The sequence below is a fragment of the Bacteroidota bacterium genome (assembly GCA_016718825.1).
Classification (GTDB): domain Bacteria; phylum Bacteroidota; class Bacteroidia; order J057; family JADKCL01; genus JADKCL01.
Window position 1 is genome coordinate 69,516 of the sequence record JADKCL010000011.1, and the last position, 18,377, is coordinate 87,892.

At 49.9% G+C, this 18,377-nt stretch carries 13 protein-coding genes; 2 read left to right on the plus strand and 11 right to left on the minus strand.

The features are described 5' to 3' along the window. Positions 1–15: 15 nt before the first annotated feature. The 8 genes from IPN95_14275 to IPN95_14310 form a co-directional block, all read right to left on the minus strand. On the minus strand, positions 16–1,326 hold the full coding sequence (locus tag IPN95_14275) for an insulinase family protein (GenBank protein MBK9450540.1): 1,311 nt from the start codon (positions 1,324–1,326) through the stop codon (positions 16–18). Next, positions 1,307–2,560 carry an insulinase family protein gene (locus tag IPN95_14280; protein MBK9450541.1) on the minus strand — a complete coding sequence of 418 codons (1,254 nt, stop codon included), beginning with the start codon at positions 2,558–2,560 and terminating at the stop codon, positions 1,307–1,309. The genes IPN95_14275 and IPN95_14280 overlap by 20 nt, the downstream gene beginning before the upstream one ends. Before the next feature lie 580 nt (positions 2,561–3,140). Beyond that, positions 3,141–3,818, minus strand: a complete 678-nt coding sequence (locus IPN95_14285) for a response regulator transcription factor (GenBank protein ID MBK9450542.1) — start codon at positions 3,816–3,818, stop codon at positions 3,141–3,143. A 46-nt stretch (positions 3,819–3,864) separates the two neighbouring features. Then, the gene (locus IPN95_14290) at positions 3,865–4,062 is read right to left on the minus strand and encodes a hypothetical protein (GenBank protein ID MBK9450543.1); all 198 of its coding nucleotides are present in this window, start codon (positions 4,060–4,062) and stop codon (positions 3,865–3,867) included. A gap of 51 nt (positions 4,063–4,113) precedes the next feature. Next, positions 4,114–5,187, minus strand: coding sequence for a hypothetical protein (locus IPN95_14295; GenBank protein ID MBK9450544.1), 1,074 nt, complete (start codon positions 5,185–5,187; stop codon positions 4,114–4,116). A 79-nt stretch (positions 5,188–5,266) separates the two neighbouring features. Further along, a complete protein-coding gene (locus IPN95_14300) occupies positions 5,267–7,066 on the minus strand; it encodes a CotH kinase family protein (protein MBK9450545.1) in 1,800 nt (599 codons plus the stop codon). Between the two features lie 188 nt (positions 7,067–7,254). After that, on the minus strand, positions 7,255–9,342 hold the full coding sequence (locus tag IPN95_14305) for a hypothetical protein (protein MBK9450546.1): 2,088 nt from the start codon (positions 9,340–9,342) through the stop codon (positions 7,255–7,257). Positions 9,343–10,133: 791 nt separating this feature from the next. Continuing rightward, the gene (locus tag IPN95_14310; protein ID MBK9450547.1) at positions 10,134–11,237 is read right to left on the minus strand and encodes a hypothetical protein; all 1,104 of its coding nucleotides are present in this window, start codon (positions 11,235–11,237) and stop codon (positions 10,134–10,136) included. Positions 11,238–11,373: 136 nt separating this feature from the next. On the opposite strand from IPN95_14310, the gene IPN95_14315 reads away from it, so the two are divergent. Then, positions 11,374–11,679: a hypothetical protein gene (locus tag IPN95_14315; GenBank protein MBK9450548.1), complete on the plus strand. Its 306-nt coding sequence runs from the start codon at positions 11,374–11,376 to the stop codon at positions 11,677–11,679. A 360-nt stretch (positions 11,680–12,039) separates the two neighbouring features. Here IPN95_14315 and IPN95_14320 read toward each other — a convergent pair whose 3' ends face one another. From IPN95_14320 to IPN95_14330, 3 genes are all read right to left on the minus strand, one after another. Beyond that, entirely contained in the window at positions 12,040–14,400 is a 2,361-nt protein-coding gene (locus IPN95_14320; protein MBK9450549.1) for a ribonucleoside-diphosphate reductase subunit alpha, read from the minus strand. A 56-nt stretch (positions 14,401–14,456) separates the two neighbouring features. Beyond that, on the minus strand, positions 14,457–15,419 hold the full coding sequence (locus IPN95_14325) for a ribonucleotide-diphosphate reductase subunit beta (GenBank protein MBK9450550.1): 963 nt from the start codon (positions 15,417–15,419) through the stop codon (positions 14,457–14,459). A 424-nt stretch (positions 15,420–15,843) separates the two neighbouring features. After that, a complete protein-coding gene (locus IPN95_14330; GenBank protein ID MBK9450551.1) occupies positions 15,844–17,034 on the minus strand; it encodes a site-2 protease family protein in 1,191 nt (396 codons plus the stop codon). Between the two features lie 127 nt (positions 17,035–17,161). On the opposite strand from IPN95_14330, the gene IPN95_14335 reads away from it, so the two are divergent. Then, positions 17,162–18,322 (plus strand): AMP-binding protein, encoded by a 1,161-nt coding sequence (locus tag IPN95_14335; protein ID MBK9450552.1) that lies wholly within the window; start codon positions 17,162–17,164, stop codon positions 18,320–18,322. The last annotated feature ends 55 nt before the right edge of the window (positions 18,323–18,377 follow it).

The following is an 18,377-nucleotide window of genomic DNA, read 5'->3' on the forward strand; positions in this document are numbered from 1 at the left end:
AATCCGAAATTCAAATTACATTTTACCGCATACGACTTCGAGCAATTGATCGGGTTGCAGGTACTGCGCTGCAAGCCGCTGGATATCTGCGGGTGTTAAGGCCATGATGATATCGTGCTTCCGGTCAATTTCTTCGAATGAGAAGTCATTGATCAGTGCATTTTGGATCAGACCGAGCAGTTGGGAAGGCGTTTCGCGACCCGTCGCGGACTTTCCGAGCATGTAGTTGCGCACCAAGTCCAATTCAGACAGCGGCAACCCTTTGTCGATCAACAACAGCATTTCTTTTCGAATCTCTTCGAGGGTCGAATGGATATATTGATTGCCGACATCGGTTTGTACGACAAATAGTCCGTCGTACTTCATCGTCAGCCAAGCTGAACCAACACCGTAGGTATAGCCTTTTTCTTCGCGGATGTTTTTCATCAGGCGCGATCCGAAGTAGCCACCGTATACCGTGTTCACGACCTGCATCGGATAATGGTCAGGATGGCTGCGCGGAAACGCGCGATGCCCTACACGTATGGTCGCCTGCATGGAATCAGGCTTTTCAAAATAATGAAGGCCGGTTGCCGCAGTTGGCATATCCCATCGGCCATGTGAGCCCGAGAGCGAAATTTTTTGATCGGGTGAATCCAACTTCTGACGGCCAATCGTTGCCTCCAACAATGCCAGCAATTGTGCTTCATTAAATCTGCCGGTAGCAATCACGCTTGCATTGGCGACATGGAAATGGGAGGCATGAAATTCCTTCAACTGCTCCAGGGTAATGGCGCGAATGTCGTCCTTTCCAGAATGCGCACCATAAGGATGTTGCGTTCCGAACAGCAGCCGATTGTACTCCTTGCGGGCGATATAGGCGGTTTTTTGCTCCTCGACATCCATGTGTTGCAAGGTCCGATCGCGCATTTTTTCCAATTCGTCGGCGGGAAATGCAGGCTCCTGAATCATCTCGGCCCACAGCGGCACGGTGGATTGCAAATGCTTGGCAAGCGAAGTCAGGCCGACGGTGGCCGATTCGTAGCCCGATTCGACGTGAATAAATGCCCCAAACCGGTCCAAGACCCTGGCAAATTCAAGGCTGTTGTGGCTACGGGTCCCTTCTTGCATCATTTTTGCCGTGAACCCAGACACGGACGGCGCTGCTTCAAAGCTTTTGCCAGCAGGAAACAAGGCGTTCAACTCAACGATTTCCTGCGTACCAAACTGCAGCAGGTAGACGGGAATGCCATTGGCGAGATGGGCGACACGCACTTTTGGAAAAAGGATCTTTTCAAGGGGCGCTGCAGCGGGCGTAAGCGTACGATCAAGCATTGGATTTGCCATTGGAGGGTAGATAATAGAGGGTGGAACAATTGTCTGGACGAAGGTACTTTTTTGTGGCAGCAATGAGGTCCTCGCGGGTGAGGCTCAGGTAATTGGCCAGGGAAGTATTGGCCAACTCAATGTCACCCAGTGCGTCACACATGGCGAGGTTCATGGCCTTGCTGAGCAAGGTCACACGGTCCATGACATACTGGCTTTCGATGCTGTTTTTAATCCGTTGCACTTCGTCTTCCTGCACGGTGAGCATGCCATCCAGCACTTCCTGCAGTGCCGCTTCGTATTCCTCCACGGTTTTCCCCTTGGCAATGGTGCCGTCGATGCTCAATGCCCCGGGATCATAGGCTCCCCAACTGAAGGCCCTCACCGAACTCGCCACCTGTTTGTCTTTGACCATGTGTTGGTAAAGATGGGCAGCCTTGCCACTGCTGAGAATGTCAGAAACCATGTCAATTGCAAAATAGGCAGGGTCGTCCTTGGCGGGGATATGGTACATTTTATAGACGGAAGCGAAAGGAACATCGCGGTAAACGGTTTGCTGCCTTGCTTCGCGCTGCTCCGGCTCGACGGGCAAAGGCTGATGCAGCAATTCCCTGCGGGGAATTTCCCCGAACCATTTTTCCGTGAGGGCTTTGACCTGCTCGACGGTCACATTGCCGGCGACCACCATGGTGGCATTGTTGGGGGCGTAGTAACCGTAGAAGAATGCCTTCACATCCTCGAGTGTCGCGCTTTCGATATGGGAAATTTCCTTTCCGATCGTCGGCCAACGGTAAGGATGCGTGGTATAATGCAGCCCACGCAAGATGAGGTGCGCGTCGCCGTAGGGTTTGTTGAGGTAACGCTGCTTAAATTCCTCGATGACCACACTCTTTTGGACATCGAGGCTTTTCTGGGAAAAGTCCAATTCGAGCATGCGGTCACTTTCCAACCAAAACCCCGTTTCCAATTGGTTGGAGGGCACCGTCAGGTAATAGTTGGTAATGTCATTGGTGGTGAAGGCGTTGTTTTCGCCGCCTACCATCTGCAAGGGATTGTCGTAACTGGGGATGTTTTTGCTGCCGCCGAACATGAGGTGCTCAAACAAGTGTGCGAAACCCGTTTTGTCGGGGGTTTCGTTCCTGGCACCAACACGGTACAGAATATTGACGACTGCCGTCGCAATGGAAGGGTCTTCGTGAACGATCACTTTCAGGCCATTGTCAAGGCTGAAAGTGTGATAGGGTATTGCAGACATTGGAAACAAATAGGGTGTCAAACGCGACGCACCGGAACTATTGTCCGAGGCGGTGCAAAAATAGCGAGGCCCGCCCAATAAGAGAAGCGTGAACTAAAAGGATGCGAGGCCCAATCGGGGCCTCGCGGGGACTAAAGTTTAGTAAGTGGGTTGGACTGGTCGTCGGAATTGGAAAAGAGAATGCCCATTTCCCTCCGCCGTAATTTTTCCATGAAGGGTCTTAGTGAAATGTCCCACTCAGTGTTACAACCCCATGCTCTCTATCATACACAAACAAATATAAAAACCAGCACACACCCATGCAAGAAATAAGCCCTGTTTTGCAAAATAAAAATGCGGGACCAACGAAAATTTGATGATTTCGGCGAAAAAGGTGGACCCAAATTGAAAAAGAGCCTAGATGTGTGTCGAATCGGGCGTAAAATTCGAAAAGACGGGGAGTCCTGCGATGCGAATTTGTTGTAAGATAATTGGCCACTCTCGCACACAAATCATTCACCCGACTAGACTTGCAAAAAATGCCAACGGTAACCCCTCGTTGGAGTGCAACAATTGTCAAGTGAAAATTTAGGTGATCGGTTTAGATCAAGTTAAGGCGATTCATCAGGCTGTCACGGTAAGTGCCGCCCACCGGAATAATTTTCTTGCCAACCGATACAGTTTTGTCTTCGATGGCATCGATTTGATCAATTCTTACAATATAGGAGCGATGAACGCGCACAAATTGGTCCGCCGGCAGCTTGGATTCGATGGACTTCATTGTAGAGTGACAAACATATTTTTTTTCTTTGGTGACAAGTGCGACATAGTCAGCAAGTGCCTCCACCCACATTAGTTGCCGGATATCGACTTTCACTAGTGCCGTATCTGACTTTACAAACACGTAATCGCCCTTAAACTGAACAGCTTGGTCTTGATTAAATTTGTCTTCGACCTTTTTCACGGCTTTGAGAAAGCGCGCATAGGTCAGTGGTTTCAGTAAAAAGTCTTCGACATCAAACTGAAAACCATCCACGGCATACTCCGCCTTGCTCGAAACCAAGATCACGGCAGGTTTTGTCTCCAGCGCGCCAAGAAGCTCGAGCCCGGTCATCCCTGGCATCTCCACATCCAAAAAAAGGATGTCCACCGCGTTTTCACGAAGAAAGTTCACTGCTTCTACAGCACTGGAAAAGGACCTTGTATGGACAAGGGATTCGGTTTGGGCAATGAGTCCTTCAAGCAATCTTACCGAAAGCGAGTCATCGTCGACGATCACACAGTTCATAGCCATTCAGTCCTTCGTTTAGAGCATGCTAAATATATCAATCTTCCTGCAATTGTACACTGTCCAATGGAAATTCGATACGGAGGTCATTCCAGAAAAACTTCTTGCCATGCTCCACGATCATTTCGCCACCACCCTCAAACTCTTTGGCAATTCGCTGGAAAAGTTTGGGATTCTGTGCCCCAAATCGAATTGGATCAATCTTTTTCTTGCGCAGAAATTCCTGAAAGTCCATAGTGGTTAATCATCTTTTTATCCTTGTCCCTTGGGGCTTCCCATTCAGCGGCTATTGAATCTTGCATCGCAAAACATTTCCCGCAGGCATTCCCTTCACGAAGTTTTCATTCACTTCATGCAGCACCTCAGCAATTTGTTCTGGAGTAAAATTGCTCGTGCATGCACCAAGCACGATGTTGCCTTCTTTTTGCAATTCTGCCAAGGTCCATCCCTCAAATGCTCCACGCGTGATTTCCAAGGCATACAATGGCACAAGCCCGGTGGAAAAATCGGGCAGATGTGCATCCATTTGAATTGCCAAATCCAAGGTGAGCAATTCGCCTGCAAGTTGGTTGTCTACCTTTCCAGCCTTAACGGCGAGGTCTGTGGTAGTCAGTGGTTGCGGCTTTCCATTCATCGGGAGGCTAGCAAGCAGGTCCCCGGCTGTCGCAAATTGAATCTGATGGTTGCAACCAATCGTAAGCCCATTCGGATACCTCACTTCGAAAGCGGCACGCAGTTGATCGCCCAAACTTGCATCGCTCGACCACTGTGTTTGCGGGACGGTGCGTGGTAAAAGTGCAGGATCATCTAGCCGGCACGTGCTTGCGCGGTGATCACATCGCCGCATGCAATACTCGACACCGGAAGAAATTTGTTGGCCTGTGCCGGAAAGCAATTCGCCGACCAAAATGCCGGCAGGCGACTGTACGGAAAACTGAAGGGCAACAAACGCACATTCCTCCAGTTCATCCAACGGAATCCGCGCTGCCCAGGATCCCCCATTTGGAAATTCATTTGCCTGAATTGGAAACTCTTCGTAGATACTCTCTCCGGTAGCTCTTCTTGGAGCTTGATGGTAGTCTCCGACAAATGCAGACAAGGACTTCAGCTTCATCCCCGATGCAGGATTCAAGGTAATCCACAGAAAAGCCGAATCATTTTGCAGCTCCAGCACGCCAATCGACCGATCGTTCGCTCCGTTTACATTGAGAAGTTCGGCATCACCACAGAAGCGGGTAACCAAGCTATCTTCCGAAGGCTTTGCTTCATTGGCGTCTGAGCGCTCCAAGGAGCCGCAACCACCTAGGGTCAACAGACCAACCAATGTACAAACGAAAAAAACCAGGGGGTGGCGTTTCATCTTGCTGAATTGCAAGCGTGATATTACAAAAATCTTGTCGAATGCCTTTCAAAGAAATTTGATCCCGCACACGAGAGGCCTATTTGCAAGTACCCGGCATGAATGCGTCCATCCAAGCCATGCGCGTCACCAACCAGTACTTGATCCTACGCACCTCTCCTTCATAATCGGGTTCATAAGGTTTGGCATTGGGCCACACGTATTCTCCCAAAATTTGCCAAACCTGAAAGTTTTCCTGTTGCGAATCATTGATGCTTGCCGCAGCCGAATCAATCACCGCAAACAACCTTTCCTGGCTCAAAATGCCCTTTCGCAATTCGAGCCACCTGCATTTCATTTGATTCTGAAACGCAGGATCCCTTGCCAAAAAATCCCACCAAAATGGTGTTTTGTCTGAAGTTGTGCCATACTCTTCCCAGTGCCAACCGCTGGGTGAATAGCCATAGTGGTGTTCAAAGTTGCCAAAACCCAGGTCATAGTCCCAAATTGGGCCAGCATGCAGTTTTCCTCCTTTGCTGTTCCTGTCCTTATAATAGTATGAACTCAACCAGAAGGCATCGACATTCTTGGCCAATTCGGCGACGATCATCACATCAATAAAACTTGGCACATCAATAAAGTGGGGATAGCCACCCTTTTCATCGGTCAGCCCCTTGTTACAAGCGAGCTCAAAACTATCGACGTAGGCGTGAATGTAGGCGCGCTGAGGATCCGTAATGTCGTCGGATTCGGGGTAATGAAAAAGCCAATATTGGAGCTCATCCGAGCGCATGGGGTAAAATTGGGATTCCCATCCATCGTTATTCGCTCCTTGCTTCCAATCCGTCTTGATGATATAGCCCCCCGTCAAACTATCTCCAGCATTGTCGTCTTTGTCGAGCTTGGCAATGTCAACACGCTTGTTGCCACGCTTGATCTTTTCACCCAACAAGTAGATGCCGCGGTATTCGCCATCCATCACAAGATCTACAAAACGGACTCTTGGCGAATAATGGCCCATTTTCCCGAAAATATCGTAGGCAAGAAAGTTTCGGAGCAGCGACTTGTCTGAAAAATTGGCGGTGAGCACGAATTCGGACTCCTTGGGCAGGTCAAGCAGCTTTGCACTCTTTGGCTTTTCTCCAAGAGAATCACGCGTTTCAATGGCAAATGACATTTTGGAATGTCGCTGCGAACTTCTTCCACGATACTCCATCCCTGCAAATCCATCGAATCCATTCCATGGATCTTGGGGATGATTCAAGTTGCCAGTACCGTTATCGATGATTCCGATTCGAACTTTTGACTTAGGCTCATCTCGGACGACCTCGCCTTGGCTTTTGATGACCACGATTGGCAAACTGCTCTCTGCCAAGAAATAAGGCTTTGCAGGATTCTTTCCAAAAACCAATTTCCAATTGAGCACTTTGCCCGTCTCTTCCTCCGGTTCGATATCCAAAATGGCCAATTTCCAAGTTCCGTTAGGGTTTTGTCCATTGTTGAGGCCTCCGAATGCAATTTCTGGGCGATAGGTTCCTGTGAAAGGGGCCTCACCCTCATTGATACTGACTTCAGCATCTTGGCTAAAACAGCAGTCGGTGAAATTGTTGCCGCCGTCGCCGTTGCGGCGATTCAATTCTGCAACAGCGCCATCGGGTGCGATCAGGTAAATGCTCACATCAGCATCCCACGTGTGTTGGATGTTGACACAAATCTTCTCCAAACCAAACTTTTGGTCGAGCGCAGTCGGCAGGCCGGCAATTTTTAACGGAAAAATATTGAGCGTTCCGTCGTCCTTGAGCTGACCCCCGACACCTGTGAAGGTCTGGGACCTACCATGAAAAAAGGTGCAGGCGGTGATCAACACCAACAAAAAAGGATTGAGACTTCTGATCTTCATCATCCGAAATTAATTCTTCTTGAAATCGCTGGCAAACGACACGGGGGTTGGTTTACCAAAATCAACGCTGGGCTTCACAATCAGGGTTCTGTACGGGGGAATCAGCATAAAGCATGTCGACAGAAAAAACACGGGCCGCATACAATGATGCGGCCCGTGGTAATTTCAGTCTCTGAATTCAGAAAGAATTAGAGGCAAGGGTTGCTGTTGCAAGCACCGATCATGTCACCTGGGTGACCACCGCCTTGATTGCCTTGGCAACCGCCACCGTGGTTTGAACCATGGCCGTGTGCATTGGAGCCACTTCCATGGCCACCGCTACCGCTGCCTTGGCCGCTACCATGGCCGCTGCCGCTACCACCGCTGCCGCTGCCGCTGTGGCCGTTGTTGCAGTTGCCACCTTGGTGGTGACCATTACAGTTGTTGGTGTGACCGCCGCAGCCATGGCCATTGCCACCACCGCTACCGGAGCCAGAGCCGCCGTTGCCAGAACCAGAGCCGCCCCAGCCGTGGCCGGATCCGTTACCAGAACCAGAACCGCTACCAGAACCATTTCCTGAACCGGAACCACCGTTGCCGCCGCCACCGCTATTGCCGCCGCCACCATTGTTGGTTGGGCAAACGCCGGTCACGTGCTGAGCAAGTTGGCTATAAGGTACGCAAACCGTGGTTGCACCGCCAGGGTTTCCTGGGGGAACGTGGCATACTTTTACGCCTGGGATAGTGGTGGTATTGCCGCCGCCGCCGTTGCCGCCGCCGCCATTTCCACAATTCCCGCCATTGCCGGAGCCGGAGCCGCTGCCGCCGTGACCAGAACCTGAACCTGAACCGCTGCCGCCGTTACCATTGTTGTTGGTGTTACAACCACGATAGGCGTGGTGGTTTCCATTACAACCTTGTGCATGCTGCAAACCAGTGTTGCATGTGTTTCCATTGTGCTGACCGGTGCAATTGTTGCGGTGACCGCTATTGGTTTGGCACGTTTGGTTGGTGCTGTGTGTACCACGGCATCCGCGAGTGTGGCCACCATTGCAAGAACGATTGTTGGCATGACTGCCCGAACAACCACGACCGTGGCCACGGTTGTTACAATTGTTATTGTTGCCGCTATGCTGTGCGTTGCAGCCATGCTGGTGATTGCCACCATTGCAGTTGCTGTTGTTGTTGTGGTTGTGGTTGCACCCTGGATGATGGCTACCGGAACCGCCGCTACCATTCCCGGAACCGGAACCACCATTGCCTGATCCAGAACCGCCGCTGCCGCCATTTCCACCACCATTGCCACCGCCGCCATTGCCACCACCACCTTGGGTGATTGTGCAGGAAACGTCAATTACGTTCACAGTGAAAATCACCACGTGCGTTGGAACGCCATCGACACTGATGACGACTGTGTAATCAGTGGTAACCGTTGGGCTCACCGTAAGATCTTGTGTGGTTGCACCGTTGCTCCAAGCGTAAGTGATCACGCCGGTTTCGGAGGTTGTTGGGTGCAATACAGTTGAGTTCAAGGTATTGCCAGTGCAGGTAAGGCCAGTGTAGACCACTTCACAGATGCGTGTCGTGTCCATCGGTGGTTCCTCTGGGCCATCCAAACAACGCAATGGGCAAAGGCTCTGCAACCATGGTGATGGCGAATTTGCTGGGTGGCCAGTAACGTTCCAATTGCGGTTACGACCCCAAAGGGTTGTTTGCGAACCAGCAACTACTGCACCGAAAAGATTCAATTTGATCGCACCTACACGCAATGCTACTGCATAGCATGGGTCAGGAAGCACCGTGGTGGCGATCCTCAACTGCCAGCGGTTGGCAGCAGGTGCAACGATGTTAGCGCTCCAGTCGTTTGTGACGAGTGGAATGCCGTTCTGATCAAACTGGAATGCAGATGCAATGCTGAACTCCCAGTTGTTTTGGTCACAGAACCATCCTGGAGCCATGGTGAAGTTACAGTCGATGTAACCGGTATCGTTCAGGTAGCCTTCCAACATGTTCAAATAACCCCAACGCATTGCTGATTCCGTTGTGTTACAAGGACGAGGACCAGCAGGTCCGTAGCATTTGTCGATGAACTCCGATCCATTGTCCTCGCGAACAAGAAACATCGTATCGGCTGTCTGACAGATGGTATCCAAGACGGGGTGCGGATCACCAACTGCACCTGCAAGGCTTGGATTCCCGTTGCCATTCTCTGTTGGAGCGACATTGTCTGGATTACAAGCGAAGAGCAACATGCCCATCGCAAGTATTAACATTGTTGACTTTCTGATGAATTTCATACCTCTACCTCTTTAGTAGTTAATTGATAATTGTTGACTGAAAAGCGTACCCCAGAACCTCTAGCAGGAGCCGCAATTCAAAGATTGCAGGAAAAAAATTCAGATGCAAGAAATTTGATCTTTTTGTCGAAAAACAATTCTCACCAACGAAGCATAAGGTCCAAAAGGCGGTTTTTGAGATCCAGAATTGGTGCCAAGCCCAAAAACCGCATGTAAGGTTTTTCAGATTGTGCAAATAATGTATGTACGATTTAAAATATTTCAGATGCTATGTTGTTTCACGCCACGCCACGTATCCTCTCGTGGAGTTTGTTAAAACAGCCCAAATTCGAGGATAAACAGACCCGCCTAAAAGAACAGTGGAATCGATATCAGGAAAAATGTCACATTATCTCGTTCCAAAACGTGTACGAATTGAGTGATTTTTTCCACGCTAAAACCGTGACGCGCACCGATTAGTAATATGCAGAAGCGGTGGCTTGGCGATTTGAAAAGCCTTAAAATTCAATGCCCCTCTCATTTGAAACCAAAGAACCAAAATCGTTTGCTAGAACAATGTCAATGCAAAAGCAGAAAACATCGAAGCCCAGGACTGCTGCCTTCATCACCGAAAAATTTTACCAATTCCAGAGGAACGGGGTTTCACATTTTCATGAATAAAGAAGGCAACCCAATCAGTACAATGGCAAACGCACACAAGATTCAGGAGACAATCGGCTAAAACGCTAACACAAAAAAAAGGGGGAGGGCATTGCTGCCCTCCCCCCTTTTTTTGCTGCCTCCTTTCCCTATTAGAGGCAAGGATTGGAACCGCAGCGGCCGATTTCACAGCCTGAGTCGTGACCTTGGTTAGGGTTACTGCCCGGGGCACGGAACCGTTCAATATGCGCTGGCAAAGCACTCCAATCAATACAGATGTCCTGAACATTGCTTGGGTTTCCTGGAGGAACGTGGCATACCCAAACTTTGTGTATACCATTATTGCCATTACCGTTTCCACAAGCTGCGTCCACGTAATTGACCGTGATCAAGTTGATCAAAACAGGCGCACCATTGCTGCTGATCGTCACCGAATAGTCGGTAGTCGCAGTTGGGCAAACACTAATAGAAGATGTCGTTGCGCCGGTGGACCACTCATAGGAAAGCGTTCCGCTCAAACCAGTGGTATTGGCGGCGATATTGGTACAAGCCAGTTGCGAAATGCCCGAATAGAAAGCAACGCAGGAGCTATCAACCGGAATCGGTGCCTGTTCGCGGCAACGCAATGGGCAGAAGCGCTGCAACCATGGGGAGATCGACTGCGCAGGGTTGCCCTGGACATTCCAGTTGCGGTTTTTGCCCCAAAGCACCGTGTAGGATCCTGGGACGACTGCTCCAAAGAGATTCAACTTGTTGGCGCCAACACGCAAGGCAACGTCATAACAAGGGTCTGGAAGGATCGTCGTGCTAATGCGCAACTGCCAGCGATTTTGATTGGGAATCACGTTGCTGGAAGCCCAGTCAGATGTCACAAGTGGAATACCATTCTGGTCAAATTGGAAATTGGAGGCAATGCTGAACTCCCAGTCGTTGCGGTTGCAAAACCAACCTGGCGCCATCGTGAAGTTGCAATCGATGTAATTGGAGTCACCATAGTAGCCTTCCAACATCTCCAAGTATCCCCAAGGACGAATTTCAGATGGGAAACAGGCACGTGGTCCAGCAGGGCCATAGCATTTATTGATCACTGGCGAACCGTCATCTTCACGGACCAAGAACATCGTATCTGCTTTTTGACAAACGGTATCCAAAACCGGGTGTGGGTCGCTGGCGGAGCCTGCCAAGTTTGGCTCGCCATTGCGGCCCTCCGAAGGGCCGATGTTATCAGGGCTACAGGCAAAAAGCATCATAGCCATTGCGAGTAACAGTACTGTTGATCGTTGAAAGAATTTCATACAATACCTATTTTGAATTTTAAAACTGTTGACTGATCAGGACCCATACGTACATCGCAGCGATCCCTAATTCAAATATTGCATGTGTAAGAACAAGATGCAAGATTTGTGGTGCTTTTGTCGCAAAAAATATTTTTTACCCTCCAAATATCCCTCCAGAAGGCGAAATGCAGGGTCCCTCCAAAAACGGCAAGAAAAATATTTGGAAAAAGCCACCTTAGAGAAGGTACAAACTTTAAAACTGAACATGGATTCATACGCTGCATATTCTCAAACTCAGATCAATCCATCTACGGACGTTGACTGTGTTTTGGATCACCGAAACCTCTGGTATCTGGCGCAAATCATCAACGCCATGGCCGCCTTTCTTAGGAAGATAAGCAAGGGCATGAAGGATCACTGATCAACGGCAAACTTGGTCCGGCTCACAAGCGAAAAATGGCCCCAATTTGGCAATGTGACCCATCATAACCCAAAGGGATCAACTTATCCCAATAGGAGCGCGGCAGTTGGCACCCCGCAAAGTCCACTGAAATCACCAACCGGAATTAGCATGAAAGAAAATGCACTCTTTGTAAAAATTTTGAGCGCCTTCCGACATTTTAAGAACACCAAGCGGCTCCATCAGAGCGGCAACAAGGGGAAACGGAATGCCGTCAAGTCAAAAATGCCCGACCTGCTTGGCGTCAATACATCAAAATGCAAACATCCCAAACATTTTTCAATGCTTGGGATGTCCAAAAATCCTTTATGCGTCAAAAACTCAGGCACTACAAACCATGCACTCATCTGGATTCTCCAATGAGCAGCTGATTTCGGCAAAGGCAGTGTCGCGGTCCTTTTCTTTTTTATCACGCATCATCTCTGCATCGACGGTAAACTTGATGGCGTCAGCGGCCGACTTCGTGCGGAGATAGTACATCCCCGTTTTGAGCCCCTTCTCCCAGGCATAGAAGTGCATGGACGTGAGCTTGCCAAAGTTGGCGTCTTGCATGAAGACGTTCATGCTTTGGCTTTGGCAAATGAATGCACCACGGTCGGCGGCCATATCCACAATCGACTTTTGCTTGATTTCCCAAGCAGTCTTGTAAAGCTCCCGGATATGGGCAGGGATCTCCTCAAAGCCTTGGATCGAACCATTGGCTGCGAGCAGCCTGTTTTTCATATTGTCGTTCCAGAGCCCAAGTGCAATCAGGTCTTTGAGCAAGTGCTTGTTGACCACGATGAATTCTCCGCTCAGCACACGGCGACTGTAGATGTTGCTGGTATAAGGCTCAAAGCACTCGTTGTTGCCCAAGATTTGCGATGTGCTCGCAGTCGGCATCGGTGCAACAAGAAGGCTGTTGCGGATACCAAACTTCTGCATCTTCGCTTTGAGTGTGTACCAATCCCAGCGCAGGCTTGGCTCCACGCCCCACATGTCAAATTGCAGGATGCCCTTGCTTGCCGGCGAACCCTCGTAGGTTTCGTAGGCGCCGTCACGTTCGGCAAGCTCCATGGATGCTTCCATGGCTCCGAAATAAATCGTTTCAAAAATTTCGCGGTTCAAGACCCGCGCTTCTTCGCTGTCAAAAGGCATGCGCATCAGGATGAAAGCATCCGCCAAGCCTTGAACACCGATACCGATTGGCCTGTGGCGCATGTTGCTTTTCTTGGCCTCAGGAACCGGATAGAAGTTGACATCGATCACCTTGTTCAGGTTGCGTGTGATCACCTTGGTGATCTCATACAGGCGCTGATGGTCAAATTTGCCGCCGCTGACGAACTGATTGAGTGCGATCGAGGCGAGGTTACAAACGGCAACTTCATCGGGGGCAGTGTATTCCACCACTTCCGTGCAAAGATTGCTGCTACGAATCGTGCCCAGATTTTGCTGATTGCTCTTTCCGTTGCAGGCATCCTTGTACAACATATAAGGAGTGCCGGTTTCGATTTGGCTCTCCATGATTTTGAACCAAAGTTCTTGAGCCTTCACGACGCGGCGTGCGCGGCCTTCAGCTTCGTAGCGATGGTACAACTTCTCAAAATCAGCACCCCAGCAATCATAAAGACCCGGCGCTTCATTGGGGCAGAATAGCGACCAATCTCCACCGTCTTTCACGCGCTGCATGAAAAGGTCAGGAATCCAGAGGGCAAAGAAAAGGTCACGGGCGCGGTTTTCTTCCTTGCCGTGGTTTTTCTTCAGGTCGAGGAAGTCAAACACGTCAGCATGCCAAGGCTCCAGGTACATGGCGAATGCGCCTTTGCGCTTGCCACCGCCTTGGTCCACATAACGGGCAGTATCGTTGAACACGCGCAGCATCGGTACGATACCATTGCTTGTTCCATTGGTGCCTTTGATATAGGAACCCGTCGCACGAATGTTGTGAAGGCTCAGGCCGATTCCGCCAGCGCTTTGGGAAATCTCGGCGCATTGCTTCAACGTTCCGAAGATGCCTGCGATGCTGTCATCTTGCATGGTCAGCAAGAAGCAGCTCGAAAGCTGTGGCTTTGGAGTTCCTGCATTGAAAAGTGTTGGTGTGGCATGCACAAACCATTTTTCACTCATCAAGTTGTAGGTCTCGATGGCAGCTTCCAGATCGCGGCCATGGATACCGACCGAAACACGCATGAGCATGTGTTGCGGCCGCTCGACCACTTCGCCTTCCATTTTCAGGAGATAGCTGCGCTCGAGTGTCTTGAACCCGAAATAGTCAAAATTGTAGTCGCGGTCATAGATGATGGTGCTGTCGAGCAAGTCGGCATTTTCCATCACGATGTTGTAGGTTTCCTCGCCGATCAAGCCCGCAGCTTCACCGGTTTTGGGATCCACATAGTTGTAAAGCTTCTCGATGGTCTCCGAAAAGGATTTTCCAGTCTCTTTGTGGAGGTTGGAAATCGCGATGCGGGCAGCCAAAATGGCGTAGTCCGGATGCTTGGTGGTCATGGAAGCCGCTGTTTCGGCGGCGAGGTTGTCGATCTCGGTGGTTTCGACATTGTCATAGACGCCGTCAATGACCTTTTTGGTCACTTCGACCGGATCTACATAATTGGCATCCAAGCCATAAACCAGCTTTTTGATGCGGGCAGTGATCTTGTCAAACTTCACTGCCTCCCTTTTTCCGTTTCTTTTCGTTACAAACATGGTGGTCGAGGATTAATACGAGGGACTAAAACAAATATGGGGGTGATTGGGAATACTTAGAAATCTTCGTTGAGGCTGAATACCTGATCCTCCTTCTTGCTCATGACACCGGCCTTCTGATACTCGGCGACACGCTTCTCAAAGAAATTGGTTTTGCCTTGGAGGGAAATCAGGTCCATCCAGTCAAAAGGATTGGGGGTTCCGTAGGCTTTTGAATAACCAAGGGTAACCAACAGGCGGTCGGCTACAAACTCAATGTACTGTCCCATCAGGACAGCGTTCATGCCAATCAGCGAAACAGGCAAGGCCTCCATCACAAACTCCTTCTCAATCCCGACTGCTTCCATGATGATCTCACGGATGCGCCACTCTTCCATTTTTGTTTCCAGCATGCTGTAAAGCAAACAGGCAAAATCACAATGCAGCCCTTCGTCGCGGCTGATCAACTCATTGCTGAAGGTCAGGCCTGGCATCAAACCACGCTTCTTCAGCCAGAAGATGGAGCAGAAGCTACCGCTGAAGAAAATCCCCTCAACAGCTGCAAATGCCACAAGCCTTTCAGCAAACGTTGCATCACTACCGATCCAACGCATCGCCCACTCGGCCTTTTTCTTTACACAAGGCACGTTGTCCAAGGCATGGAACAAATGGTCCTTTTCCTTGTCGTCCTTGATATAAGTATCGATGAGGAGACTATAGGTCTCGCTATGGATATTTTCAATTGCGATTTGAAATCCGTAGAAGCAACGGGCCTCTGGAACCTGTACCTCGGAAAGAAAACGCTCGGCAAGATTTTCGTTCACGATGCCGTCACTTGCAGCAAAAAAAGCGAGCACGTGTTTCACAAAGTGGCGCTCGTTGTCATCGAGTTTCGCCCAGTCGGCATGGTCGGCAGAAAGGTCGATTTCTTCGGCAGTCCAGAAACTTGCCTCGGCTTGTTTGTACATGCGCCAAATCTCATCGTGTTTGATGGGGAACAGCACAAAACGGTCGCGATTTTCTTTGAGTAAGGGCTCCATTGGTCTTCGGGCGATAAATAAAACTTTACAAACGGGTACAGCAAACAATAATTCCAAATACAGCCGACAATCCTCCCTAGGCATCTGCGACGCGGGGCAGCGTGCAGGTCCAAAATGTGGTGTCCACAGACAATACCAAGTAAGAATTGTTGCGACTGGACTACAAGTTTAAGCAGCCACAGACTAAAACGCCGCTGGACTTTTCAACAGAAAATCATGCATAAAATTTAAGCGTCTAAAAAACAGGAGATTGGGCTGTTGATACGAATTTAACGACATGTTCACCACAAGTTTTCCTTGCATATCTCCAATCGTAGGCAGTTGTGAAATTTGGCCGAATTGGGTTTTGCACATTAGGAATATTCAGCTTTAAGCCGAGGCCAAGCCTTTCTTGATCAATGTATTGACACACTTTCCTTGGTGATCAGGTGAGTGTGATCGGATTCGGAGAAAAGCACAAAATAAAGATGAGGATAGCCGCCCAACCCATAATTTTCTGCCGTGTTGTCAAGGGGGTATTGTCAGGCGCAACAGGGTGGTCCAGACCGATCAAACGCACCGCCATTCCGGCATACAAAAGCCAAATTACATTGGGCAAAACGGGGCCAAAACCGAGTGCAAGTACAAATTGTAAACCTGATAAAAGTATGGTTGCCATGACCAGCCATTGCCACTTTTTTCCGGCAAAAATTCTACCTAAAACATAGTACAAAAAAGCAAAATATAGAAGTGTTAGTGCGATTTGACTGAGGACATCGTACCAAATCAGCCCGGAAAACAGCAATTGCACATCCTGTAAAGTAAACATTCCCACGCCTCCGACGAGGAGCAGGCAGAGCACAGCTACACGGCTGATGATTCCAGCAATGCGCCCTCCAAAAAGCCCGTAAGTGACGTGACCGCCGTCAAGCTGACCGATTGGGAGGAGGTTCAAGGCGGTAAAAAAGAGGGTGAGAAATCCGACAAAGAGGTACGGATAATGCGCGATTTCGAAGCTGGGCGGCATATTGACATCGGAAGCGAAGAGCCTGTGCAGCAACTCGTAAAGCAGGCTTCCGCCAAAACGCAGAACACCCGGCGCGTTTGCCATCTCTGCCTCCGTCGGAACTCCGCCAAAAACTTGCTGGTAGTCCGGGTGTATTCCCAAGACCGTCGGCTCCATCGGGGGCAAATGCGTAAATCCATAAATCAGCAGGCCTACTGCTACCACAAAACCTGCCAATGGCCCCGCAACACCGATGTCAAAATACTTTCTGCGGCTCGACGGCACCTCTTTGATCCGGATGACGGCCCCGAAGCTTCCGATGTTGACGGGCATCATCGGGATGTAAATCGGAATATAATAAGGTAGGGTGCAGCGCACTTTGTGGTACACCGCGGTGAGGTAGTGGCCGAATTCGTGAACGGTGAGGAAAAGCAAAAACGAGAAAGAAAAGGGCGCCCCTTGCCAGATTCCGTCCTTCAGCCTGCCCCATAGGCCCGGCAAAGCCTCCAAGAACGACAAGTTGAACGGCCAAATGATCGATTTCGCACTGATCAATTCGGCCCCTGCCACCATCGTCGTGAACACGGTCACAAGAAAAAGAAGAATATGTATGTGATACCGCTGCTTCATCATATTGCCGGATTTAACGTCGGCTGCAAACGAATGTTTAAGGAATTATGCGTTTTCAACACTATCAACATAGATACGGGATTGACGGGGATAGACTTTCATTAATTTTGCAGGCTAGGTAAAAAAAATGGATTCTCCGGTAAATATCACGACTCCGACTGGAAAGGTATTGGAAGCACAATCGCCGATGATCAAAAAGTTTTGGGAAAGGCTCATGCCTGCTCAAAACGCCGAATTGCCCTGTTTGCACGAATGGCAGGCTGGCAAGTATCAGCCAACCTCCTTTAAGGATGTGCATGCACAAGCGCATTGCGCTGCAGGTTATCTCATGCGCAGAGGCTTGCGCAAGGGCGACCACGTGGGCGTTATTGCCCACCCGGGCATGCGCTACCACGTCTTGCAGATTGCTTTGCAGTTCCTTGGGGCGATCAATGTGACCATTCCACACAATTTTTCCACCGAAGAAATTGACCAACTCGCGCACCGCTACCATTTCCGGTTGTTGTTTGTCGACAGCGCGGCGCAGTTTTTGGCCTACGGCGAATTCAAGGAAATGAAGGAGCAACTTCTGGGCGTCGTGATCGGCGAAGACGATGTCGATGCGTTGGATCCGGAAAAGATCGTAACCTATGATCGCGTAGTTACTTTGGGCAAGGCTGCGTGGCGCGAGGAAGCCAATGAACTCAAAGCGATGAAGGGGGCGATGTTGCCGCAACACCTCTGTGCCATTCTGCTGGAGCCTGAAGGAAAGGCCACACAGGTCAAAATGGAACAATGGATGGCCGCTGTGGACCAGGCGGAAAAAGCGCTCCTCAACGCACAAGCAAAAAATCTCCTCACGAGCATCGCGCCCGACCGCCTACTTTGGCGTGCATTCGGATTTGCAGCAATTTTTAACCGTGTGGCTTGGTGGATTCGCCCGGCGCAAGACCTTCGCGGGGCTGGATATACGTTGATCAAACCAGAAATGGCTCTGCTGGATCCTACTGGACTGCGCATGCTCTACGATCTGCTTCCGGAATTGATCGACGTTCCTGAAAAAGGGCGCAAAGCGATCACCTTGGCCATGGAGGTCGTGCGCAAACGCGACGACGCCAAAGCCGCCGGCAAAAAAGATCCGATCATGAACAGGCTGAAATACAGCACATCCAACCGCAAACTCTACAAGCGCATCCGCAACAAACTCGGCGGTAAAATCTGCGAATTGGTTCTTGACAAGGGCGTGGTCGATGCCGATGCAAGACTCCTTTTTGAAGAAGCAAGCATCAAAATATCCCAACCGGGGTAAGTGAAAAGTGAAAAGTGAAAGGCGGCGGTCAGGCTTGGCGTCTAGCAGCGGCATT